Here is a 21,950-nt window from a genome sequence, read left to right as displayed (position 1 = left end):
CGGCGTGCGGGTCGGGAGGGCCGCCCGCACCTGCGAGGATGGTCCGTCGTGATCACCATCGAACGCGTCGCGTGGGAGGACCCGCGGGCCGTCGCGCTCCGCGCCGCCATGGACGACGACATGCACGCCCGGTACGGGGTCGGCGACGGCACCGAGGACCCGGCGCGCGCCGCCGAGCGGGAGCGTGCCCTCCACGTCGACCCAGAGACGGTCGTCACGGCGATCCTCGCGGTCGACGAGCGCGGCGAGGCCGTCGGGCACATCGCGGTGCGGTGGCTCGGGGACGAGCTCGAGCTCAAGCGCTTGATCGTGCTCGCGGCGGCGCGCGGGCAGGGTGCCGCCACGGCCCTCCTGGCCGAGTCGGAGGCCGTGGGGCGCGAGGTCGGCGCACACCGGCTCGTCCTGCAGACCGGTGACAAGCAGCCCGAGGCCGTCGCCCTGTACGACAAGACCGGCTGGCGTCGGATCCCGATCTACTGGGGTCCGTACGCGCGCACGATGCCGTTCTCGATCTGCTTCGACAAGCAGCTGGACTGAGGACGGCCATGCCCCAGAAGATCATCCTCGACTGCGACCCGGGCCACGACGACGCCGTGGCGATCCTGCTCGCCCACGGCAGCCCCGAGATCGAGCTCCTCGCCGTGACCACCGTCGTCGGCAACCAGACGCTCGCCAAGGTGACGCGGAACGCGCTCGCCGTCGCACGGATCGCCGGGATCACCGACGTGCCGTTCGCGGCGGGCGCGGACCGGCCGCTCGTCCGGACCATCGAGCACGCCGCCGACATCCACGGGGAGTCCGGGCTCGACGGGCCCGTCCTCCCCGAACCGTCGATCGAGCTCGACCCCCGGCACGCCGTCGACCTCATCATCGACACCGTCATGGCGCACGAGCCGGGCACGATCACGCTCGTGCCGGTCGGTGGTCTGACGAACATCGCGCTCGCCGTCCGCAAGGAGCCGCGGATCGTCGAGCGGGTCCAGCGGGTCGTCCTCATGGGCGGCGGCGTCCACGTCGGCAACATGACCCCCGTCGCCGAGTTCAACATCGCGATCGACCCCGAGGCCGCGCAGATCGTGTTCACGGCGGGCTGGGACGTCGTCATGGTCGGGCTGGACCTCACCCACCAGGCGCTCGCGACCCCCGACGTCGTCGCGCGCATCGCGGCACTCGGCACCGGGCCGGCACGGTTCGTCGACGAGCTCATGGGGTTCTTCGCCGACGCGTACCGCGACGTGCAGGGGTTCGACGCCCCGCCCGTGCACGACCCCTGCGCGGTCGCCCACGTCATCGACCCGACGATCGTCCGGGCCGTGCGGATGCCCATCGCCGTCGAGACCACCGGCACCCTGACCACCGGCATGACCGTCGCCGACCTGCGAGCGCCCGCGCCCGAGGACTGCCGGACCTCCGCCGCGCTCGAGCTCGACCGCGACCGGTTCTGGGACCTCGTCGTCGACGCACTCGAGCGGATCGGCGAGGGCGGCGTGGGGGACGCGGACCCGGTCGCCGTCGCCGACGGGATCGACGCGTGACGGGCCTCCCGGCCGACGGGGCGGACACGGTCGGCACCGCTGCTCCGGATCGGGACGTCCTGGAGGCCCGCGGCCGCGTCGTCGTGGTCGGCTCGCTCAACGCGGACCTGGTCGTCCGGACCGCGCGGTTCCCCCGCGCGGGCGAGACCCTCCACGGCGAGGACCTGCGGATCCTGCCCGGCGGCAAGAGCGCCAACCAGGCCGTCGCGGCCGGTCGGCTCGGCGGCGACGTCGCCCTCGTCGGCGCCGTGGGCGACGACGCGAACGGCCAGCTCCTGCGCGGTGCCGTGGCCGACGCCGGCGTGGACGTCGCCGGCGTGCGCGTGCTCGAGGGCAGCGCGACCGGCACCGCGGTCATCACCGTGGACGCCGCCGGCGAGAACACCATCGTCGTCTCGCCCGGGGCGAACGGGCGGCTGTCCGCCGCCGACGTCGACGCCGCCGACGGTGTGTTCGCGGGCGCGGCCGTGCTCGGACTCTGCCTCGAGGTCGAGATGGAGGTCGTGCTCGCCGCCGCGCGCCGTGCCCGCGACGCCGGGACCACCGTCGTGACGAACCTGTCGCCGTTCGGGCCCGTGCCCGAGGAACTCCTCGCGCTGACCGACGTGCTGCTCGTCAACGAGCACGAGGCCGCGCAGCTCGTGACGCCAGCGGGAGGCACCGCGGCGGACGCGGGGGCGGACGACGGCGCGGCGGACGGCGGTGCGGAGGACGTCGGGCGGCTCGCGGGCCTCCTGGCCGATCGCGGGGTCGACCGCGCGGTCGTGACCACCGGGAGTGCCGGGTGCGTCGTGCTCGACCGCGGCGCGGAACCCGTCCGCGTTCCGTCCGTCCGCGTCGACCCCGTCGACACGACGGGCTGTGGCGACGCGTTCACCGGCGCACTGGCGATGCGGCTCGCGGCCGGAGACGACCTCGTGACCGCTGCTCGGTTCGCGGTCGTGGTCGGCGCGTTCGCCGCCACCCGGCTCGGCGCGCAGTCGTCCTACCCGACACCGGAGGAGCTCGACACGTTCCTGGCCGACCACGCCTGAGACCGCGTTGTCCCCCGGGCGCTCAGGCGACCCCAGCCGGTTCGCGTAGACGAGCGGCATGACATCCAGGTTCCGAGGACAGGTCGTCGTGGTCACCGGGGCGTCGAGCGGCATCGGCCGCGCGACCGCCCACGCCTTCGCCGAGGCCGGCGCACACGTCGTGCTCGCCGCCCGGGGACGCGAGAGCCTGGAGGCCGCGGCCGAGGAGTGCCGGGCCCGCGGAGCCGAGGCGCTCGCCGTGCCCACCGACGTGTCCGACGCCGAGCAGGTCCGGGCGCTCGTCGCGGCGACCATCGCCCGGTTCGGACACATCGACGTGTTCGTCGGGAACGCCGCGCTGTTCGCGTACGGATTGTTCGAGCAGGTGCCGGACGACGCGTTCCGCCGGGTGGTCGAGACGAACCTGTTCGGGCACGTCAACGGGATCCGGGCCGTGCTCCCGCACTTCCGGGAACGCGGTCGCGGGACCTACGTGCTCGTCGGGTCGATCCAGTCGCTCCTGTCCGCGCCCTACCAGTCGGCGTACGTGACGAGCAAGCACGCGGCGCTCGGCCTGGCGGACGTCCTCGGCGACGAGTTCCGCGGGACGGACATCCACTTCCCGGCCGTCCTGCCCTCGACGATCGACACGCCGATCTACCAGCACGGCGCGAACTACACGAACCAGAACTCGTACCCCATGCCGCCGGTCATCAGTCCGCAGCGCGTGGCCAAGGCGATCATGCGTGCCGTCGTGCACCCGAAGCGGAACACGTACGTCGGGCTCGCGCAGGCCGCCCTCGTGCCGCTCGAGTTCGCGCTGCCGCCGCTGTTCCACGCCATCACCCGCCCCGCCGTCGAGATCTTCGCGCTCCGCGGGCACGCGGCACCGAGCGACGGCAACCTCTACGGTCCCGACGACGCGTCGAACGCGACCGACGGCGGGTGGCGCGCGAGTGCCCGGCGGAAGTGGGTGCCCGTCGTGCTCGGCGCCGCTGCCGTCGGGGTCGTCGCGCTCGCGGGCGGTCGTTCGCGGCGCTGACCGCGGGGCCCCGCCTGGTTCGACGCTGGTAGACCCTGACCCCCGGAATGGGGGATCATGACGATCGTTCATGTACCCGTACTGTTCGGAATGTTCTCGCTGGGACGCGCGGGGCTTCAAGGACGCGTCCGGCGATCGGGGTTCTGCCTTTGGGGGCATCCATGCGTGCGTTCGAGTCGTTGTCTGTTCGGGGTCGGATCGGCGCAGCGCTGGCGGTGCTCATCGCGTTGATCGCGGCGCTGTTGGTGGCGGTGACGCCCCCGGCTCCGGCACACGCGGATGCGACGGACACGGGGACTGGTGGTCGGTTCGTGGCGGCGTCGGGCCGGATCTTGGACACGCGGAGCGGGACGGGTGGGTACTCGACGGCGATGCCGGCGGGTGGGTACCGGTCGATCCAGGTGGGTGGCAAGGCGGGTGTGCCGACGTCTGGGGTGGGTGCGGTCGTGGTGAACGTCACGGCGGTGAACATGACCCAGCAGGGTGAGGTGCGTGGCCGGCCGGATGGTTCGACGGCGTCGGCGCTGATGCTCGTCTTCGATGGCGGTGGGTTGGGGACGACGTCGAACACGGCGACGATCGCGGTCGGTGACGACGGGACGATTCAGGTCGCATCGGACGTGGTGACGGATCTCGTGATCGACGTGCAGGGCTACTACACGGCGAACGATGACGGGACGGCGGCGGGCGGGTTCGTTTCGGTGCCGGGCACGCGGATCGTGGATTCTCGGAACGGCACGGGGGTGTCGAAGGCGCAGATCGCGGCGGGCAGTTCGGTGACGTTCCAGGTGACGGGCAACGGTGGTGTGCCGGCGGGTGCGTCGGCGGTCGTTGCGAACTTCATCGTGATCCCGGCGGCGAACGGCGGGTACATCACGCCGTATCCGGCGGGGACGAGCAAGCCGCAGCGGTCGTTGCAGTACGCGGCGGGTGTGCCGACGTCGCTGACGGCGCAGGTGGCGTTGAGCAGTGATGGCAAGTTGATCGTCGCGGATGATGTGAACGCGATCGATCTCGCGGTGGACGTGCAGGGGTACTTCACCGCGACGAACGGCGGTGGGAGCGTGTTCACGCCCGCCGCAGGCACGGTCTACGACACGCGGATCAGCCCGAACACCGCACTGGCGGGGCAGGAGACGCGCGCCATCCCGGTGTCGGGGCAGGCGGGTGTTCCGGCGGTCGGTTCGGGCGTCACCGCGGTCGCGTTGACGCTGACGGCGTTGCATGCCGCGAACAGCGGTGGGAACGCGACTGTGTACGCAGACGGCGCTGCGAAGCCGGCCACCACGTCGATCAGCTTCGCCGGTAATTCCATCCGGACGAACACCGTGATCGTGGCGGTCGGGTCGAACGGCAAGATCGATCTCGGCAACTACAGCTCGGACAGCACGGATTACGTGCTCGAGCTGCAGGGCTGGTACAACGCCTTGCCGACCGGGCCGAGCAAGACGGGCTTGACGGGTAAGCGGCCTTCGGCGACGAATCTGAGCTTCCCGATCGACGACCAGACGAGCGCCCAGGTCGACGTCGGCACCGGCAACCTCCTCATCGCGAACAAGTCATTGATCCTGCCCGGTGTGAAGGCGCCGACCAGCATCGGGGCGGCGTACAACTCCCGCGGCTGGCAGAGCGCGAGCAGTGTCAGCATCGACGCGAACCGGTGGGAGTACGCACTCGACGGCGCCGGGTCGCTCTCGGCCGGCAGCACCGGCGTCATCTACACCGGCGCCGACGGCTCCACATGGCAGTTCACGGCCAACAGCGACGGTACCTACACCTCCGTGGCGGGCCTGCAGGCCACTTTGGTGAAGACTTCCACCGAGTACAAGCTGACGTTCTGGACGTCGGCGCAGGTGGACCACTTCAACCTCAACGGGCAGCCCACGAGCGTCGTTGACAGCAACGGCAACACCGTGAAGATGACCTACAACGGTGCGACGCTCACCGGTGTCGTCACCAGCGCCGGGCCGAGCCTCGCACGTACCGCCGCCGTGTCCTACAGCAACGGCACCACGACGTTCACTCAGACCAACGGTTCCGCCACCCGCTCCTTGCACTACAGCAAGGACGGCAACGGGAACATCACCAGCTACACCGACGCCGACGGCGCCGTCACCAGCTTCGGCTACACCGGTCAGGACCTGACCTCGATCACGGCGCCGACCGGGGCGGTGACGACGATCACGTACGACAGCTCCGACCGCGTCACCGAGGTCGACCAGCAGAACACCTCGGCCGGTTCGCCCGGTACGTCGACGACGCGGCTGACGTACCCGTCGAGCTCGCAGACGCTGGTCGCCGGTCCGGACACGGACGCGACGCAAGCGGTGTCCGCGGTGCCGCACACGACCTACACCGTGGACAGCACCAACCACCTCGTCACGACCGCGGTTGACGCGGCGGGCCGCAGCCGCTCCGCGCAGTACAGCTCCGCGAACATGGCGCCGACGAGCTCCACGGTCGGCACCGGCTCAGGCGCGGGCACCAGTAACTACCAGTACAACGCCAACAGCGGGCAGTCGCTGACGCAGGCGCAGTCGCCCGGCGGCTCGTCGAGCTCCGCGACCTACCACAACACCGGCGCGACCGCCTACCTCCCGGACACGGTCACGGACGGCGCGGGGAACACGCAGAACCTCACGTACGACGGCCAGGGCAACATCAAGACCAGCAGCTCCGGTAGCGGCAGCGATGCGGCGACCGCCACGCTGACCTACAACAGCAACGGCACGGTCGCGACCGCCCTCGCACCCGGGAACGGCTCGAACACCACGAAGTACGGGTACACCAAGCCGGACGGGACGACCGACAACCAGCTCACCACCATCACCCCCGTCACGGGCGTCGGCCTCGGCACGAAGACGTACACCTACGACGCGTACGGTCGCCTCGCGACCGCAAGCGACGGTGCCACCGGCAGCAACGGCACCGCCCGCACCCAGACGTACACGTACGACAACGACGACCGGCTCCTGAGCACCGCCTACTCGGACAGCACCCCGACCGTGACCAACCGCTACGACGGGAACGGCAACCTCCTCACCGTCACTGCGCAGTCCGGCACCCAGACCAACACCTGGGACCAGCTGAACCACATGCTGCGGACGGTGAACACCGCCGGCGGCGGAGCCGAGAACTACAGCTACGACAAGGCCGGCAACGAACTCACCTCGAGCGACTCGTTCGGCACCTACGCGAACACGTTCGACGCGTCCGGCGTGCTCACCAAGACGACCTACCCCGCCAACGGCGGCACGCAGGCGATCAACTACAAGACCGACCCGGAGGGACGCCGCACCGACACCTGGCTGAACGCCAACGCGGACAACAGCACCTGGGGGGTGCACCAGCAGCAGGTCTACGACACCTCTGGTCGCGTCAGCGAGATCAAGGTCTACACGGGCACCGGGAACAGCGACAACAACCTCATCGAGGACACCCAGTACTGCTACAACTCCGCTACCGACACCAGCTCCTGCTCCACCGCGACCGGTACGGACAACGCGAAGCTGCAGTGGACGAAGGACCTCACCGACCCCGGTCAGCTGACCAAGTACAAGTACGACACCGCGGGTCGACTGCTCTCCGCGACCGAGTCCGGTGGCAGCAACGGCAACCTGACGAACACCTACACCTACGACAGCCGCGGCAACCGGCTCTCCGATGTGCACAGCGGTGACAACACCGACTCCCAGCACCAGACCTTCAACGCCGCGAACGAGACGACGAACACCGGGTGGACGTACGACGGCGCGGGGAACCGCACCGCCACCGACTCGGGTACGTACACGTACAACGCGGCCGAGCAGATGACGCAGAGCGACTTCCGCGCCACCACGACCACGTACACCTACGGCGGGTCCGACCAGAACGAGCTCCTGTCGGAGGCCACCGCCGGCGGTGACACGGCCAGCATCACCTACGGCAGGACCGATCCGCAGGGCCAGCCGGAGATCACCCAGTACGCCAAGGATTACGGCTCCGGCCACGTGTTCTCCGACCCCGTCACGGGTCAGCCGCTGCTGCTGACCAGTTCCCGTGGATCGAACAGCCTGTACCTCTACGACGGGCTCGGGAACCCCACCGCCGTGATCGCGTCCGACCCCAACAGCATCACTCCCGCGGCGTACTCGTACGACCCGTACGGGCTGTACAACCTCACCAGCAGCGAGGCGGGTGCGCCAGAGGTGTACGAGAACCCGTATACGTTCAAGGGTGGCATCACCGACGACACCACTGGCCTGACGAAGTTCGGCGCCCGCTGGTACGACGACTACTACGGCACCTGGACCCAGGAAGACACCCTCGACCAGCCCCTCGACCCGAGCAACGCCAACCGGTACGCATACGCCGGCGACGACCCCATCAATGGGACAGACCCGACCGGAGCAGCCGGCATCCCCATGAGTGGCTGCACGGCAAGTCTGCTGGGCCTAGGATTCGGTGCCATCGGGCTCGCGGGCGTCGCCGTGGCGGACGCGGCTGCAATTGTCGGGGGAGTAACGGCGCCAGCAGCAATAGGTATAACCTCTGCAGAGGTTGCGGGCGTAGGCGGTTGGGAAGTGTCGTACAACACTTGGCTTCAGAAGTGTGGCTGAAAGGAGCCCGATGCGTACAACCCTTCACGTAGCGCTGTATGTAGCGGTGGTTGCGTTCATTGGTGCTGCAGTTTTATCGCTGATAACTAGGCAAACGGTGGGGTCCATTGGATTTGGACTAGCGGCCGTTCTGCTTATCGCCTCTGAAATTTGGATTCGTAGTTCGAGGCGCAGCTGATTTCCATAGCTCAGCTGCCAATCGCAAGCCGAAGGCTGCTAGTGCTCAAGCTGAAACTCCAAAATCAGGGAATAGGCACACGCGGACCAATTGTGGAGAGACCTCTTTGCTGTCTCGGGATTTTGCATCATGGTCGCTAGCGCTGTCTGGTATTTACGTCAAGATCCCTAAGGGTGATGGTGGCGTTGTGAGGAATCCCGTAATCGTCTTCGTCGCCGATGTCATGATCCTGGCTGCTGGATTGGCGGTACCGCGACTCAACCCTTACGCCGGCCGCTGAGAGGCTTGTAGACCTCGGCTGCGCTGGGGTTGAGGTTGGTGCGGGTTCGTTGAGTTTCTAGGAGAGCGCTTGTGTTCGCAGCGGGGCTGGACCATCAGTGGTGGGTTCTCATAGCGTTACCAGTGGCGGCCGCCATAGGTTCGTCCATCAATATCTGGCGCAGGAAGAACAAGTCCTGAAGTCCGCAGAGCGCCCGACACTTGTCTTCCGTCCCAACCCAGTGTCGAGGTACGGAATGAGCGTTTGTTCATTCCTTGTGGCCGCGATAGGCGTGTTCACAGTCGTGGCGAACCGTCAACTCGTGGTGCTCGCCCTTGTGATGCTCATCCTCGGCGGCTGGGGTGGCAGCGCTTTCCTGTTCGCTCGAGTACGGTTGTTCTCGCGATACGCTCGATCAGTGGGATTCACCGGAGTCCGGACTATCCCCCGTGAAGCTGTTGTCGACGTGCAGGCGCTTCCCTTCATCGATTGGGTAGATGCAAAAGGCGTCCCGCGGCGATCCTGGCTCCTCACGTTCTTCGGCACGCCATCGGACGGATCGTCCAAGCAACAGCGCAGGACTGCCATCAGAGAACTCGAGGAATGACGGACGCATGAGTAGGTTGCTCGTCGTGACCCCTGTCGAGAGGCGATCCTGATCGAAGCGGCACCGAGCAGCGCCTCCGCAGACCATCGAGGGCTGGCTCGCGGGGCCCGCCCCTCCTCGCAAAGAGGCGTGGCGCGTGTCCCGACAGGTGCCCGGTTGCCGATTGGTACACGGAGGCCCGTGCGTCCAGCGTCCACCAGGATCCGGGTGAACCGACGACAGTCTCTCGAGTTCCTTCTCATCGCGCTTGTTGTTGTGGCGGCCGTGGGCCTCGGTTGGATGATCGCTCCTCTGGCGATTCCCCTTCAGGCGGGGATGTTCACCTGCTATGCGTTCGGATCGCTGCCGGGCATCATCGTCCTGTTCATGCCAGTTCCGCGCTGAGATGATCCAGACCGTCGGGTGGAGTAGACGCCCTAGGGCAAACGGACCGTGGTCAGCGGTGGCACGTCCCCGTGGTCCGAGTACCTGCCCTTCGGATACTCCTACGTCGTCACACAGTACTGTTCTCAGTACGACTGACTGCCGGTCTCCCTCGAGCGCCCTGTGAGTGACAGGACTGTGGCAATGAACAAATTCGTCGAAGTCTCCTTCCGTTACATAGCCCCCTTGCTCATCGCCAGCATGTCGACGATCTTCTTGTTCTCGTCCATCCGAGATATGCAGAATCATACCGGGGTGAAAAGCACTGAAGCGGCCGACGAGTGTGTTGTATGCTGCGTCGCGTTGGCCTTGTCAGTGGCGCTGTTCTTGATTGCGAATTTCACAAAGGCGCGTCATCAATGGCGACCACCGGTCGATGACGAGGAAGAGTGATCGGCGATCGTTCCGTCAACGTGCCGGTGGGGACCGCTATGGATGATCGCGAGCGCCGTCACAGGTGCTCTCTCACCCGCGTCGCTTCGAGCACTTCGCCGTACATTCACGTCGGCGCGGATCAGAACGAGCTGCCCAGCCAGACCACGCCGGGTGCGGACTCGTACACGTACGTGTACGGCATGAGCGGGCAGCTGCAGTCCCAGACCAGCAGCGCGCAGACGTCGTTCTTCTTCGACGATCCGACCGCGGGGCAGGTCCTCGACGCGATCAGCCCGGACCTGCAGGTGGGGTTGTACCTGGTGGACGGGATCGGGAATCCGGTCGGGATCCTCACCGCCGACGGCCAACGCGCCTACACGTGTCGTTCGACCCGTACGGGAACCGGACCGTCGTCAGCGGTGGCACGTCGCCGTGGTTCGAGTACCTGCTCTTCGGCTACAGGTTCGGGATCCGGATCACCGGTGACGGGCTCGTGAAGTTCGGTCTCCGCTGGTACCTTCCATCGCGGGCGGGTGGACGCAGGAGGAACAGTCGAGGGGCTGACAACTGGAGCTATTGACGGTGATCGCGGCGGTCAGTTGGCCAGGGACGCTGCCGATGGAGCAGAAACAGGAACGGTGACCGGTTTGCTTGGACCTGCCGGAAGAATCCTCCCGGAGTTCATCCGGGCATTCAAGTAGGAGTAGAACTTGAACCGTATTGCCGGCATCTACGGGATCATTAGTTTCGTCCTGCTAGCGTTAGTTCCAGTAGCGACGCCACGACCTTTATCATACGGGCCGTACTTTTGGGTCGGGGCAGTCCTATGCCTCGCTCTCGGAATCTTCTTCCTGCTGCGAGATCGAAAACTCAAGAGACGAAAATGACGCTTTTTTGGAGCGATGCGTCGCTGGAGCGGCGCGCCGCCATATCCTTTTGCGGGTGATGACCCCATCAATGCTATGGACCTGACTGGAAGATACAGCTTGCAGCACGCTCTGGTCGTTGCGAGCGCGACTGCGGTAGGTGCTGCACTTGGCGGTTGCGTAGCAAGATCCGCCGTAAGCATCTTCTCTGCGGAGGTGGCGGGATTACCTGATGTGACGGTGTTGCGCTCGTTCATCTGGGTCGGTGGAACCGCCTCCGCGGATCACGCGCCGCGGACGGGCGCGATGTGATGCCGGGCGGAGCGGGCATCGGCCTCAGCGTCGCCCCGTGGATGAGGGACGGCCGAGGCCCCGGATCCGTCCGGGGCCTCGTACTGCGCTCGGTCAGATCGTGGGCGAGTCCTCGTCCAGGTCCTCACCCTCGGCCTGCGAGGGCGCGTCCATGCCACCGTCAACGCTGGTACCTCCCCGTCGCGGGCGGGTGGAAGCAAAAAGACACCTTCGACGCACCCCTCGACCCCGGCAACGCCAACCGATACGCGTTTGTCGGCTGCGATCCCATCAACGGCTCGGCTCCCACCGGTCGTGTTTCGCAGTGCGGCCATGCCGTCACCGGTCCCGCGTTCTCGAGCCTCGGGCTCATCGCCTCCGGTGTCGGTATTGTTGGATCGGTTGCCGCTGAGATCCCGTCCCTCGGATGGTCGCCGGCGCTGGGAGTAGCCGGCGTCATTGGATTTGGAGCGTCAGCATACGGAGTGGCAGATGGGATCGGATCGGTGGCCAGTGCCTGCTAACGGAAGTAAGCGCTATAACTCAATCGTGTGCGCAATCCTCACGCCAGTTCTCGTGATCCTCGCAGTTTTCACCGTTACCTCTGTATCCACTGGGTGGGGTTCATGGGTTGGGTTTCTTACGGCGACGGTCGCGGTGGGAGCGGGGCTGACGTTCCTCCTCGTATTCGGGCCGGCGCAACTGAGGCGACGACGTTAGGCCAGAGTCTCAAGCTGCAGCAGTCCCCGTTCGGTTGCGGGTTCAACTCGGACCGACACGTACGAGGCCCCGGATCCGTTCGGACCCGGGGCCTCGTGCTGCTCGGTCAGATCGTGGGCGAGTCCTCGTCCAGGTCCTCACCCTCGGCCTGCGAGGGCGCGTCCATGCCACCGTGCGTGGTGGCGTCCGCCTCGTCCTCGCCGCTGGCTTCCGATGTCGTGCGGGCCATGTCGGCCTCCTTCCGTGTGACGGGACGTGTGCCCGTCGAGGGTCACTGCGACGCGGCCGTGGGGGCCGCGTCACCATCCCGATCATGGCCCGGAGTGGTGTCGGTGCCCCGCAGTCTCGGCTCGTGCTCAGGGAGGCCAGGAACCGAGGGGGTCTGACCAGCGGCGACTGGCGAGCCCGGCCACCCGACCGCGCGGCTCGGGACCGCGGGTGCGCGGAGCATCGTGAACCCGCGCCGGAACCACCGGTACCAGGGGAGTCCGGCGCGGCCGTGTGACCCGAGCGTATGGAGCGCCTTGCGCGTGCGGACCGCCAGCCCGCGGCGGTCCCGCAGCGGGTCGCTCGAGATCTCGGCGCGCAGCCCCGGATCGACGACGACGCGCCATGCCGGATCGAGGTGGAGGCTCAGGTCGACGTCGTCGTGGAGCGCCGGGTCACGACGGTCCACGCGTGCGGACACGCGGGTCCAGGCCGCGCGCGTGAACGCGGTGTTCGAGCCGAAGACCGGCGGTCGTGCGAGCGCGAGCCACATGAGCACGAAGTACGCCCGCATGTACGCGAGCTGCCAGAACGCGCGCGGGATCGGGCCGAGGTCCCGGAACCGCCCTGGTCCGGTCACCGCGACCACGCGCGGGTCCTCGAAGGCCCGGAGCGCACGGTCGACCCAGTCGGACGGCAGCACCGAGTCCGCGTCGACGCGGGCGATCACGTCGCCGGAGGCCGCGTCGTACCCGCGTGACGCGGCCGCCGCGATCCCCCGAACCGGCTCATGGAGCACGGTGGCACCGGCCGCGAGGGCGACGGCGACGCTGTCGTCGGTGCTGCCGTTGTCGACGACGATGACCTCGTCGACGGGCACGGTCTGCACCGCGACGGACGCGAGGCACCGTCGGAGCACGGAGGCGTCATCGAGGACGGGGACCACCATCGACACGTGAGGTCGACGGTGGTCCCCGTCACGGCGGCGGCGTCGGCCGCCGGAGCGCGTCACTCCTTGTTTCGCCGGTCCTGCGACAGGGCGGCCTTCTGCTCGACCTTGTTCGGGGTCGGGGTGGTGCCGTAGTAGCGGGCGTCGACCAGCGTGGGCGGGGGCATCGGCACCGAGGTGGTGGGCCCGTCGTGGTACGTGTACTCGCCCTTGCCGTCGAACGAGGGGCCGCTCGCCCAGCGTCCCTCGGCCGCGGCGGCGCCGTCGGAGAAGTTGAGGTACTGGTAGTTGACCTCCTGGTCCTCCTTCTTCTGCGCGAAGTTGCTCGGGACCGGGAAGTCCTCGTAGCCCTCTTCGCGGAGTTCGGCGGCGGCGGTCGCCCACATGTTCTGGTGCATGGTGTCGCGCGCGATGAGGAACGACAGCAGGTCGCGGATCCCGTGGTCGTCCGTCATGTGGTAGAGCCGAGCGGCCTGGATGCGCCCCTGCATCTCCGCGTTCTCGTTCGCCGTGAAGTCGGCGAGGAGGTTGCCACTCGCCGTGATGTACGAGCCCTGCCACGGGTTCCCGTTGCTGTCGACGGGGCGCGCGCCGGCACCGGCGACGATCGCGTGCTGGACGTCCATGCCTCCGATGACGGCGGCGACGGTCGGGTCGTCCTGCACGGCCTCCTTGGTGATGCCGAGCGGGGCCTTCTCGAGCAGCTGGGCGATCATCGTCGCGAGCATCTCGACGTGACCGAGCTCCTCGGCGCCGATCCCGAAGACGAGGTCCCGGTACTTGCCGGGGATGTGCATGTTCCAGGCCTGGAACTGGTACTGCAGCGCGACCGAGATCTCGCCGTACTGGCCACCGAGGACCTCCTGCAGCTTCCGTGCGTAGACGGCGTCGGGCTTGCTCGGCGTGGACTTGAACTGCAATTCCTGCTTGTGGAAGTACATCCTGTGTCTCTCCTTCAGCTCGCGTCGGTGCCGGGCGGGTCCCGGCGCTCACGACGCGTGGACTGGACGGTAGGCCGCGTTCCCTCGCCACCCATGCAGGTTGTCCCCCTCGGACGGGAGGTGCGGTACGCCCCCGCCCCGGCCCTCCCGTCCGGATCTCCGGGAGTCAGCGAGGCCCACCTGGGCGTCCGGGGGACGAATGGTGCGTCATCCGGCCGCCTCGTGGCGGCGGGATGGGCCCAGAACGGGGGACAAGATCCCTGTCCCACCCCTGAGAGTCCGAACGCTCCCAGGCGAGAACGCGCACGGTGGGTGACACGCCAGACCGGGATGACGCCTGTCCTCCCGGACCCGCGAACAGGGAAGGAACGTCATGAGCACATACCCACCGGAGAACGACATCCCGAACGACACCCCGATCTATGACCGGGCCGTGCCGACCGGGTCGCTCGCCGACGACGACCTCATCGACGACGAGCTCGTCGTCGACGACACGACGGACACCACCTACTCCGGCGTCCACGTCCCGTCCTACGGAACGGACAGCGCGAGCGACTCCGGCGGCTCCGGCAAGGCCGACGCCGCCAAGGGCGCAGCCCAGAACGTCGCCGGTGACGCCAAGCAGTCGGCCGCGCAGGTCGCGGGCGTCGCCAAGGAGCAGGCGTCCCGAGTCGCCTCGGAGGCCACGGACCACGCCAAGGAACTCCTCGGCCAGGCGACGTCGAGCCTCAAGGACCAGGCGGGCCAGCAGCAGCAGCGCGCCGCCGGCGGACTCCGCACGATCAGCGACCAGCTGTCGTCGATGGCCGAGAACGCCGACGACGGCATCGCGGGCAAGGTCGTCCGCGACCTCTCGAACCGCGCCGGCAGCGTCGCGGGCTACCTCGAAGGCCGTGACCCGGGCTCGCTGATCGACGAGGTCCGCTCCTTCGCGGCCCGTCGTCCGGGCACCTTCATCGCCATCGCCGCCGGAGCGGGCATCCTCGCCGGTCGCCTCACCAAGGCGCTGACGACGGAGATCAAGCACGAGAAGGAAGCCGAGGCCTTCGGTGGCGCCACCGGCGGCGACTCGTCCTCGTACGACGCCACGTCGACGAGCACCTACTCGACCGCCACCGACACGGACTACGGCACGACCGGCGCTGCGTACGGCACGACGGACCCGGTCGAGACCGAGTACGACCGCGGCACGGGTGCCGGGTACGGCACCGGAGGCGTGGCATGAGCCAGACCACCCCGGGTGGCGTCCCGGGCGGCGTGCCCGGCGCGGGCTACACCGCCGGCGCCACCGCTGCATCGCGACCGAACGAAGCCGCCGAGGAGCGCGCCGCCACGACGCCGCTCGGTGAGCTGCTGACGGACGTCTCGAAGGACCTGTCGAACCTGTTCCGCCAGGAGGTCGCGCTCGCCAAGGCCGAGCTGACCGAGTCGGCGAAGAAGGCCGGCAAGGGCGCTGGGATGTTCGGTGGAGCCGGTCTGACCGCGCTCTTCGCCCTCCTCTTCATCTCCATCGCCGCGTGGTGGGCCCTCGGGTTCCTCGTGAACAACGCCTGGTCGGCGCTCATCATCGCGGTGATCTACGGCATCATCGCCGCGATCCTCGCGATGCAGGGCCGCAAGTCGATGAAGGAGATCCAGGGCGCCCCGCAGACGGTCGAGACCGCCAAGGAGATCCCCGACACCCTCAAGCCGCACACCAACGGGAGGAACGCATGAGCACCCCAGACGAGATCCGCGCCGAGATCGAGCGCACCCGTGGCAACCTCGGGTCGGACGTCGATGCACTCGCCGACAAGGTGAGCCCGTCGTCGATCGCCCACCGCCAGACCGAGAAGGTGCGCGAGCGCATCGGCTCCGTCCGCGACAGCGTGATGGGCACGGTCGACGCCGCCAAGAGCAAGGTCCAGTCCGGCACGAGCAGCGCCTCGGGCTCCGTCTCGGGCGCCTCCGACTCCGCCAAGGGCGCTGCCCGTTCGGCCGTCGGCAAGGCCAAGGGCAACCCGCTCGCCGTCGGCCTCATCGCCTTCGGTGCGGGCTGGCTCGCCTCGTCCCTCATCCCGGCCTCCTCGAAGGAAGAGGACCTCGCCGGCCAGCTGAAGGACCAGGCCGCACCGCTCGTGGACAAGGCCAAGGGCGTGGGGCAGGACATCGCCTCCGACCTCAAGGACACCGCGCAGGAGCACGTGCAGGACCTCAAGGGCACGGCGCAGGACGCCGCGTCGACGGTCAAGGACGAGGCGCAGTCCTCGGCCTCGGACGTCAAGGACAGCGCCCAGAGCGCCAAGGACGACGTGCAGAACGCGTAGTAGTCCCGACGCTCCACCCCCACGGACCGGCCCGGGTGCCGTGGTCAGACCGGATGGTCTCGACCACGGCCCCGGGCCGGTCCGTTCGTGTGTCCGGGACGGGCTCGACCTCGACGAGCCCCGCGGCGGCGAGTTCCCCGAGGAACGCCGCCACCTGCCCCGCCACCGTCTCCGGGTCGACGTCCGGGTACCACCGCGCCACCCGGGTGGCCACGTCCTCGACGGTCGTGCCCTCGTCCAGCTCGGACCAGACGACCGCAGCGCTGCCGGCGAGCACGTGCAGGTCGCACCGTGCGGGATCGGTGACCACCACCCGCTCGGCGTCGCCGACCGCCGCGACCCGCGCCCGTCGGCGGACCCAGCGACGGGGCGGCCCTGCCGTCCGTTCGTCGTCGTCCATGCGGACCTCCCTCCTCGGCTGCGCATGCTAGCGCCGACCTCCCGGTCAGCCGTGGGCGCGCTCCGGGGGGTGAGTCCGCGCGCCGGGCCCTCATCACGGCCGCTCCGGTGAGCGGACGACGGCACCCGCGCCACGGGACGTGAACTGACGGGTGACCCGGTGCCGGGCCTGCCGGACGCCCATCGCGCACGCCCCTGATCGAGCCGCGTCGTGACCATACGGTCACCGCGACCGACCCGATCGAGGAGGGGATCGTCGCGATGACCACACCGCCGTCCACACGCACACGGCCGTCGCCGTGGGAGCGTGCCGCGCCGCCCGAGCCGAGCGACGGGCGGACGCGTGTCGTCGTGGTGTGCGCGGCGAACCTCGCGCGCTCCCCACTCGTCGAGCGTCTGCTGCAGGCCGAGCTCGACGCCCGGGCCCCTGGGCGCTTCGCGGTCTCGAGCTGCGGGGTGCGGGTGCTCGAGCGCGGCGCGATGGTGCCGGGTGTCCGCCGGATGTTGCGCGACCGGGGGCTGGACGCGTCCGGCCATCGGGCGTCACCGCTCCAGGCGACCCGGCTCCGGGGTGCGACACTCGTGCTCACGGCCGAGGAGGCCCACTCCGTCGCCGTGCTCGAGCGCGTGCCGGCGCTGCTCAACCGGACGTTCACCGTGCTCGAGTTCGCGGCGATCGCGCGTCACCACCGCGCACGGGGGCTCGACCCGGCGGGGCTCCTCCAGCGAGCGGGCTCCTTGCGGGCCGCGGTGACGGCGGAGGGCGGCGATCGCGATCTCATCGACCCGGTCGGTCCGGACCCGGCGCGTCTCGGGGCGCTCGAGGCACAACTCGGTGACGCCGTCACGGTGATCGCGGACGCGCTGGCGGCGACCCGTGGCTGAGCGGCGGCAGGTCCTACGACGGGTGTCGTTCGCGGTCGTGATCCTCGTCGTGCTGCCGCTCATCGCGGCGGCCGCGGTCGTGCTGCTGGTGCAGACCGGGTACCGGTCCGACGTCCGGACCCTCGACACCGACCCGTTCCCGAGAGGGGAGCGTCCGGCGGCGTCCCGGGCCTCCGAGAACGTGCTGCTCATCGGCTCGGACACCCGCGGACGCCTCGGCGACATCGCGGGCGGCGGTCCGACCGGGCAGCGCTCGGACACGCTCATGCTCGTCCACCTCCCGGCCGACGGCGACGACGTCCAGGTCATGTCGATCATGCGCGACCTCTGGGTGCCGATCCCCGGGCACGGCGAGGGCAAGGTGAACGCCGCGTTCTCCCTCGGCGGGGTCCCGCTGACGATCCGCACCGTGGAGGCGCTCCTCGACGTCCGCATCGACCACGTCGCGGTCGTCGACTTCGCCGGGTTCGCGGCCATGTCGTCGACGCTCGGTGGTGTCGACGTCGTGTCGCCCAAGGCCTTCACGAGCCGGAACATGCCGGGCTACCGGTTCACGGCCGGCGTCAACCACGTGGCCGGGCAGCGCGCGCTCGCCTTCGTGCGCGAACGGTACGCGTTCCCCGACGCGGACCACCAGCGCGTGCGCAACCAACAGTCATTCCTCCGCGGTGTCCTCGACCGCCTGGCCGACCGGGACGGCCTGCACGACCTCGGCCGGGTGCGGGCGTTCCTGGGTGCGACGGGACGGTCCGTGACGGTGGACCCCGGCCTCACGTTCACCCGCGCGGTGCGCATCGGCTGGCGACTCCGATCGGTCCGACCGGACGACGTGGCCTTCTTCACGCTGCCGACGCTCGGCAGCGGGACGAGCGCGGACGGTCAGTCGATCGTGCTGCAGGACCGGACCGCGGTCGCCGAGATCGGCAGCGCCCTGCGGCACGACACCCTCGGCGACTGGGTCGACCACCACCACACCGAGGAGCGGTGACGTGGCGCACACGATCGCGACGGCCGCGGTCGGCGGACACCGGGAGGCGCGGCCCGGCACCGCGACACCGCTCCCGACCCGGACGATGGCCGCCACCGAGGCCGTGAGTCTGCTCGCCGCGACCCTCGGATCGCAGTTCCTCCGCTTCGGGTTCGACGGGAACGGCGTGCAGATCGGGTTCGTCGGGCTCGACTACACCGAGTTCTCGGTGCTCCTGTCGGGGCTGTGGTTCGTCCTCCTCCTCGTCGTCCGGGCCGGGCGATCCCCCGAGGACCGCTTCGTGTCGTCACCCGGCGCGTTCCGCGACCTCACCCGCACCACGGTCGTCGTCGTGCTCGTGCTCGCCGTGTCCTCCGCGATCACGCAGACGGAGATCTCGCGGGGGTACCTGCTCGTGGCCGTCCCGCTCGGCCTCGTCGCGCTCGTCGCCGACCGGGTGGCCTGGCGCGCGTGGGTCCGTCGTGTGCGCGAGCGCGGCCGGATGTGCCGCTCGACACTCGTCATCGGTCCGTCCGACTCGGTGGCGGCCGTCCGTGACCTGGTCGACCGCGACCCGGGTGCCGGGCTCCGCGTCGTCCGGACGTTGGTCACCGACGGCCCCGTCGGGGCGAGTGCGCGCCGCGCCGGACCCGAGGCGCTGCACGCGCGCGTCGAGCAGCTCGTCGACGAGCTCGGCCCGGACGCGGTGCTCGTCGTCGGCGGTCACGGTGACGAGTTCGCGCGCGAGCTCTCCTGGGCCCTCGAGGCCGACGGTGTCCAGCTGCTCGTGGCGCCGCAGGTCGGACCGGTCGCGACGCAGCGCCTCCAGACGGTCACGCTCGCCGGGCACGCCCTGATCGCCGTCGAACCGCCCCCGCGGTCCGGCCTCCCGCACGTGGCGAAGCGGGCGTTCGACGTCGTGGCGAGTGCCCTGGGGCTCGTCCTCGCTGCGCCCTTCATCGTGCTCGTCGCCCTCGCGGTACGACTCGACAGTCCGGGGCCCGCGTTCTTCACCCAGCAGCGCGTCGGCCAGGGCGGACGGCCGTTCACGATCGTCAAGTTCCGGACGATGGTGCCGGGCGCGGACCGACTGCAGGGCGACCTCCGCGCCGAGAACGAACACGGCTCCGGACCGCTGTTCAAGATGCGGGACGACCCGCGCGTGACCCGGCTCGGCCGCCTCCTCCGGCGCTGGTCGGTGGACGAGGTCCCACAGCTCGTCAACGTCCTGCTCGGTCACATGAGCCTCGTGGGGCCGCGGCCACCCCTGCCGTCCGAGGTGGCGACGTACGGGGACCGGGCACGACGGCGCCTCCTGACGAAGCCGGGGCTGACGGGCCCGTGGCAGGTCGGGGGTCGCTCGGACCTCCCGTGGGAGGACGGCCTCCACCTCGACCTCCTGTACGTCGAGAACTGGTCCCTCATGGGCGACCTGGTCGTCCTGGCCCGGACGGTCGGTGCCGTCCTCCGCGCACGGGGAGCCTACTGATGGTGTCGGGACGCACACCGCTCCTCCGGGTCGCGCCCGACGCCGTCCTGCTCGCCGACGAGCCGCTGTTCCGGGGGGACGTGCGCGACCTCCTCGACGAGGTCGACCGGCGGCGGGGTACCGGTCGGACGCTCGTGACGACACCGAACGTCGACCAGGTGCTCGTGCTGCGGAACGACGAGGCGGCGCGCCGTGCGCACGCGCGGGCGGACCTGCGGACGGTCGACGGCCTCCCGATCGTCGCGTTGGCGCGACTGCTCGGCGACCACACCGTGCGTCGGGTCACCGGGGCGGACCTCCTCGTCGCGTGCAGCGCGGCCTCCGCCGAGCGGGGGTGGCGGATCGTCGTCACCGGTGGAGCACCGGGCACGGCGGTCCGCGCGGCGGAGCGACTCCGGACGCAGCACCCCGGCGCGGACGTCCGGGACGTGCCGTTCCCGGACCTCGTGGGCGGCGAGGACGGCGGCACGGTCGTCGAGCGGCTCCGGGCGATCCGCCCCGACGTCGTCTTCCTCTGCCTCGGGTCGCCGAAGCAGGAGGCGTGGTTCCTCCGGTGGGAGGACGCACTGCCCGACGCGGTCTACGTCGGCGCCGGCGCGGCGGTCGACTTCGCCGCCGGCGCCCGGCGCCGTGCACCCGTGCTCGTCCAGCGCCTCGGTCTGGAGTGGTCGTGGCGGCTGCTGCAGGAACCGCGCCGCCTCGCTCACCGCTACCTGGTCCGGGGCCCGGCGTTCCTGCTCGTGGTCGCGCGGTCGCTCCTGGCCGCACGCGAGCGTCGACCGGACCGGGCATGAGCGCTCAGCCCACGGATTCCGTGCCCGACGTGACCGTCGTCGCCGCGCTGTTCCGGCCCGGTCGGTTGCTCGACGGGTTCCTGGGCCGAGCCGCGGCCCTCCTCACCGCGGGCGTCGAGCTCGTCCTGGTCGACGACGGGTCCGGTGACGGCACCGCCGAGCGCCTCCGTCGGTGGGCGGTCGACCGCCCCGACGTGCAGGTGCTCGAGAACGCGACGAACTCCGGGGTGGCCGCGAGCCGCAACCGCGCCGTCCGGCTCGCCCGCGGTACGTGGGTGTGGTTCGTCGACCACGACGACCGGTGGGAGCCCGGAGCACCGACGCGGCTCCTCGACGCGGCGACCGACGACGTCGACCTCGTCGTGTGTCGGGCCGACTTCCGCACCGACCCGCTCCGCCCCGGCCGGATCGTCGACGGTGTCCCCGTGCCGCGCGTCGCGACCGGTCCCGAGGCGCTCGTCATGCTGCTCGAGGGCACCATCGACGGCTTCCTGTGGTCGAAGCTCGTCCGCCGCTCGGTCCTCGGGGACGCCCCCTTCCCGCACCTGCCGTCGCAGAGCGACGTCGCGGGTCTCGCCCCGGTGCTCGCCGCCGCGCGACGGGTCCGGTTCGTCCCGGACGTGCTCTACCACTGGGTCCACCGTCCCGGCTCGGTCTCGCGGTCCAGGACGCCCGCGCTCGACGCCCTGGAGGCCGCCCACGCCGCCGTCGTCGCGGCCGCGGACTCCATGGCGCCGGTCGACGCACCGGCGCTCGCCGACCCGGCACGCCGCGAGGAGCTCCTGACCTGGTTCACGTGCTGGTTCCGGTGCCGCGCGCTCGTCGTCACGCCGGGGCGCCAGCACGCGCCCTGGTCGGTCCGGCGCGCCGGGGTGCGTCGCGCCCGACGAGCCCTGCACGGTCGTCGGCTCGGTGGCGTCCATCTGCGGTCGACCTCGGTGTGGCTCCTCATGTGGGCGGTCCGCGTCGCACCGCTCCTGGTGGTCGGCGTGCTGCCCCTGCTCTTCGCGGTGCACGACGCCCGGGTGGCCGGACGGTCCCGCGGGTGAGGCCGCGTCCGTGGCGGGTGAGGCCGTGGGGGATCCCACCGCCCGGCGATCGCCGGG

The 21,950-nt window shown here is 69.9% G+C and carries 21 protein-coding genes; 16 read left to right on the top strand and 5 right to left on the bottom strand.

The window, feature by feature from the left end; translation table 11 throughout:
* Positions 1-48 precede the first annotated feature (48 nt).
* The 7 genes from DEI88_RS14785 to DEI88_RS14755 all read left to right on the top strand — a co-directional run bounded on the left by DEI88_RS14785 (position 49) and on the right by DEI88_RS14755 (position 10,048).
* Positions 49-537: a GNAT family N-acetyltransferase gene (locus tag DEI88_RS14785; RefSeq protein WP_258370119.1), complete on the top strand. Its 489-nt coding sequence runs from the start codon at positions 49-51 to the stop codon at positions 535-537.
* Between the two features lie 8 nt (positions 538-545).
* Positions 546-1,535, top strand: a complete 990-nt coding sequence (uriH, locus tag DEI88_RS14780; protein WP_111025768.1) for a uridine-preferring nucleoside hydrolase UriH — start codon at positions 546-548, stop codon at positions 1,533-1,535.
* A gap of 59 nt (positions 1,536-1,594) precedes the next feature.
* A complete protein-coding gene (locus DEI88_RS14775; protein ID WP_111071942.1) occupies positions 1,595-2,569 on the top strand; it encodes a ribokinase in 975 nt (324 codons plus the stop codon).
* 58 nt (positions 2,570-2,627) lie between these two features.
* Positions 2,628-3,590, top strand: a complete 963-nt coding sequence (locus DEI88_RS14770) for an SDR family NAD(P)-dependent oxidoreductase (RefSeq protein ID WP_111071848.1) — start codon at positions 2,628-2,630, stop codon at positions 3,588-3,590.
* A gap of 161 nt (positions 3,591-3,751) precedes the next feature.
* On the top strand, positions 3,752-8,188 hold the full coding sequence (locus tag DEI88_RS14765) for an RHS repeat-associated core domain-containing protein (RefSeq protein WP_146246057.1): 4,437 nt from the start codon (positions 3,752-3,754) through the stop codon (positions 8,186-8,188).
* 1,251 nt (positions 8,189-9,439) lie between these two features.
* Positions 9,440-9,616, top strand: a complete 177-nt coding sequence (locus DEI88_RS14760; RefSeq protein WP_181441208.1) for a hypothetical protein — start codon at positions 9,440-9,442, stop codon at positions 9,614-9,616.
* 183 nt (positions 9,617-9,799) lie between these two features.
* On the top strand, positions 9,800-10,048 hold the full coding sequence (locus DEI88_RS14755; RefSeq protein ID WP_111010675.1) for a hypothetical protein: 249 nt from the start codon (positions 9,800-9,802) through the stop codon (positions 10,046-10,048).
* 121 nt (positions 10,049-10,169) lie between these two features.
* On the opposite strand, the gene DEI88_RS14750 is transcribed toward DEI88_RS14755, so the two are convergent.
* The gene (locus tag DEI88_RS14750; protein ID WP_111071846.1) at positions 10,170-10,385 is read right to left on the bottom strand and encodes a hypothetical protein; all 216 of its coding nucleotides are present in this window, start codon (positions 10,383-10,385) and stop codon (positions 10,170-10,172) included.
* A gap of 24 nt (positions 10,386-10,409) precedes the next feature.
* Here DEI88_RS14750 and DEI88_RS14745 point away from each other — a divergent pair, with 24 nt between their 5' ends.
* Positions 10,410-10,610, top strand: coding sequence for a hypothetical protein (locus tag DEI88_RS14745; RefSeq protein WP_111036171.1), 201 nt, complete (start codon positions 10,410-10,412; stop codon positions 10,608-10,610).
* 1,403 nt (positions 10,611-12,013) lie between these two features.
* Here DEI88_RS14745 and DEI88_RS14740 read toward each other — a convergent pair.
* Genes DEI88_RS14740 through DEI88_RS14730 form a run of 3 tightly spaced genes read right to left on the bottom strand, consistent with a single transcriptional unit; the run spans position 12,014 to position 14,004 of the window.
* Positions 12,014-12,136 (bottom strand): hypothetical protein, encoded by a 123-nt coding sequence (locus DEI88_RS14740; protein WP_258368635.1) that lies wholly within the window; start codon positions 12,134-12,136, stop codon positions 12,014-12,016.
* Between the two features lie 42 nt (positions 12,137-12,178).
* On the bottom strand, positions 12,179-13,063 hold the full coding sequence (locus DEI88_RS14735) for a glycosyltransferase family 2 protein (protein ID WP_258375023.1): 885 nt from the start codon (positions 13,061-13,063) through the stop codon (positions 12,179-12,181).
* Positions 13,064-13,122: 59 nt separating this feature from the next.
* Positions 13,123-14,004, bottom strand: a complete 882-nt coding sequence (locus tag DEI88_RS14730; RefSeq protein WP_111010678.1) for a manganese catalase — start codon at positions 14,002-14,004, stop codon at positions 13,123-13,125.
* 373 nt (positions 14,005-14,377) lie between these two features.
* Here DEI88_RS14730 and DEI88_RS14725 point away from each other — a divergent pair, with 373 nt between their 5' ends.
* Genes DEI88_RS14725 through DEI88_RS14715 form a run of 3 tightly spaced genes read left to right on the top strand, consistent with a single transcriptional unit; the run spans position 14,378 to position 16,310 of the window.
* Positions 14,378-15,229, top strand: coding sequence for a hypothetical protein (locus DEI88_RS14725; RefSeq protein WP_111071844.1), 852 nt, complete (start codon positions 14,378-14,380; stop codon positions 15,227-15,229).
* Positions 15,226-15,720, top strand: coding sequence for a phage holin family protein (locus tag DEI88_RS14720; protein WP_111010680.1), 495 nt, complete (start codon positions 15,226-15,228; stop codon positions 15,718-15,720). Before DEI88_RS14725 ends, DEI88_RS14720 begins: the two co-directional genes overlap by 4 nt.
* Positions 15,717-16,310 carry a DUF3618 domain-containing protein gene (locus DEI88_RS14715; RefSeq protein ID WP_111010681.1) on the top strand — a complete coding sequence of 198 codons (594 nt, stop codon included), beginning with the start codon at positions 15,717-15,719 and terminating at the stop codon, positions 16,308-16,310. Before DEI88_RS14720 ends, DEI88_RS14715 begins: the two co-directional genes overlap by 4 nt.
* On the opposite strand, the gene DEI88_RS14710 is transcribed toward DEI88_RS14715, so the two are convergent.
* Positions 16,264-16,710 (bottom strand): PqqD family protein, encoded by a 447-nt coding sequence (locus DEI88_RS14710; protein WP_111013034.1) that lies wholly within the window; start codon positions 16,708-16,710, stop codon positions 16,264-16,266. The two genes, DEI88_RS14715 and DEI88_RS14710, sit on opposite strands and share 47 nt — an antisense overlap.
* A gap of 260 nt (positions 16,711-16,970) precedes the next feature.
* Here DEI88_RS14710 and DEI88_RS14705 point away from each other — a divergent pair, with 260 nt between their 5' ends.
* The 5 genes from DEI88_RS14705 to DEI88_RS14685 are packed head-to-tail and all read left to right on the top strand — an operon-like array spanning position 16,971 to position 21,893.
* Entirely contained in the window at positions 16,971-17,594 is a 624-nt protein-coding gene (locus DEI88_RS14705) for an arsenate reductase/protein-tyrosine-phosphatase family protein (protein ID WP_111071843.1), read from the top strand.
* On the top strand, positions 17,587-18,582 hold the full coding sequence (locus tag DEI88_RS14700) for an LCP family protein (RefSeq protein WP_258374996.1): 996 nt from the start codon (positions 17,587-17,589) through the stop codon (positions 18,580-18,582). The genes DEI88_RS14705 and DEI88_RS14700 overlap by 8 nt, the downstream gene beginning before the upstream one ends.
* 1 nt (position 18,583) lies before the next feature.
* Positions 18,584-20,050: a sugar transferase gene (locus DEI88_RS14695; RefSeq protein ID WP_111071842.1), complete on the top strand. Its 1,467-nt coding sequence runs from the start codon at positions 18,584-18,586 to the stop codon at positions 20,048-20,050.
* Positions 20,050-20,844: a WecB/TagA/CpsF family glycosyltransferase gene (locus tag DEI88_RS14690; protein WP_111071841.1), complete on the top strand. Its 795-nt coding sequence runs from the start codon at positions 20,050-20,052 to the stop codon at positions 20,842-20,844. The genes DEI88_RS14695 and DEI88_RS14690 overlap by 1 nt, the downstream gene beginning before the upstream one ends.
* A complete protein-coding gene (locus DEI88_RS14685; RefSeq protein ID WP_111049137.1) occupies positions 20,841-21,893 on the top strand; it encodes a glycosyltransferase family 2 protein in 1,053 nt (350 codons plus the stop codon). The genes DEI88_RS14690 and DEI88_RS14685 overlap by 4 nt, the downstream gene beginning before the upstream one ends.
* Positions 21,894-21,950 lie beyond the last annotated feature (57 nt).

Origin of the sequence: Curtobacterium sp. MCBD17_003 (assembly GCF_003234885.2) — a bacterium.
Taxonomy (GTDB): Bacteria; Actinomycetota; Actinomycetes; order Actinomycetales; family Microbacteriaceae; genus Curtobacterium.
Note: the sequence above shows the minus strand (reverse complement) of the source record. Positions and strands in the feature narration are given on the sequence as shown.

Excerpts from the sequence above, each read along its gene's own strand:
- DEI88_RS14710 (WP_111013034.1), bottom strand. The coding sequence starts at position 16,710 with ATGGACGACGACGAACGGACGGCAGGGCCGCCCCGTCGCTGGGTCCGC.
- DEI88_RS14770 (WP_111071848.1), top strand. The coding sequence starts at position 2,628 with ATGACATCCAGGTTCCGAGGACAGGTCGTCGTGGTCACCGGGGCGTCG.
- DEI88_RS14715 (WP_111010681.1), top strand. The coding sequence starts at position 15,717 with ATGAGCACCCCAGACGAGATCCGCGCCGAGATCGAGCGCACCCGTGGC.
- uriH (WP_111025768.1), top strand. The coding sequence starts at position 546 with ATGCCCCAGAAGATCATCCTCGACTGCGACCCGGGCCACGACGACGCC.
- DEI88_RS14755 (WP_111010675.1), top strand. The coding sequence starts at position 9,800 with ATGAACAAATTCGTCGAAGTCTCCTTCCGTTACATAGCCCCCTTGCTC.
- DEI88_RS14740 (WP_258368635.1), bottom strand. The coding sequence starts at position 12,136 with ATGGCCCGCACGACATCGGAAGCCAGCGGCGAGGACGAGGCGGACGCC.
- DEI88_RS14720 (WP_111010680.1), top strand. The coding sequence starts at position 15,226 with ATGAGCCAGACCACCCCGGGTGGCGTCCCGGGCGGCGTGCCCGGCGCG.
- DEI88_RS14705 (WP_111071843.1), top strand. The coding sequence starts at position 16,971 with ATGACCACACCGCCGTCCACACGCACACGGCCGTCGCCGTGGGAGCGT.
- DEI88_RS14725 (WP_111071844.1), top strand. The coding sequence starts at position 14,378 with ATGAGCACATACCCACCGGAGAACGACATCCCGAACGACACCCCGATC.
- DEI88_RS14765 (WP_146246057.1), top strand. The coding sequence starts at position 3,752 with ATGCGTGCGTTCGAGTCGTTGTCTGTTCGGGGTCGGATCGGCGCAGCG.
- DEI88_RS14690 (WP_111071841.1), top strand. The coding sequence starts at position 20,050 with ATGGTGTCGGGACGCACACCGCTCCTCCGGGTCGCGCCCGACGCCGTC.
- DEI88_RS14735 (WP_258375023.1), bottom strand. The coding sequence starts at position 13,063 with ATGGTGGTCCCCGTCCTCGATGACGCCTCCGTGCTCCGACGGTGCCTC.
- DEI88_RS14730 (WP_111010678.1), bottom strand. The coding sequence starts at position 14,004 with ATGTACTTCCACAAGCAGGAATTGCAGTTCAAGTCCACGCCGAGCAAG.
- DEI88_RS14685 (WP_111049137.1), top strand. The coding sequence starts at position 20,841 with ATGAGCGCTCAGCCCACGGATTCCGTGCCCGACGTGACCGTCGTCGCC.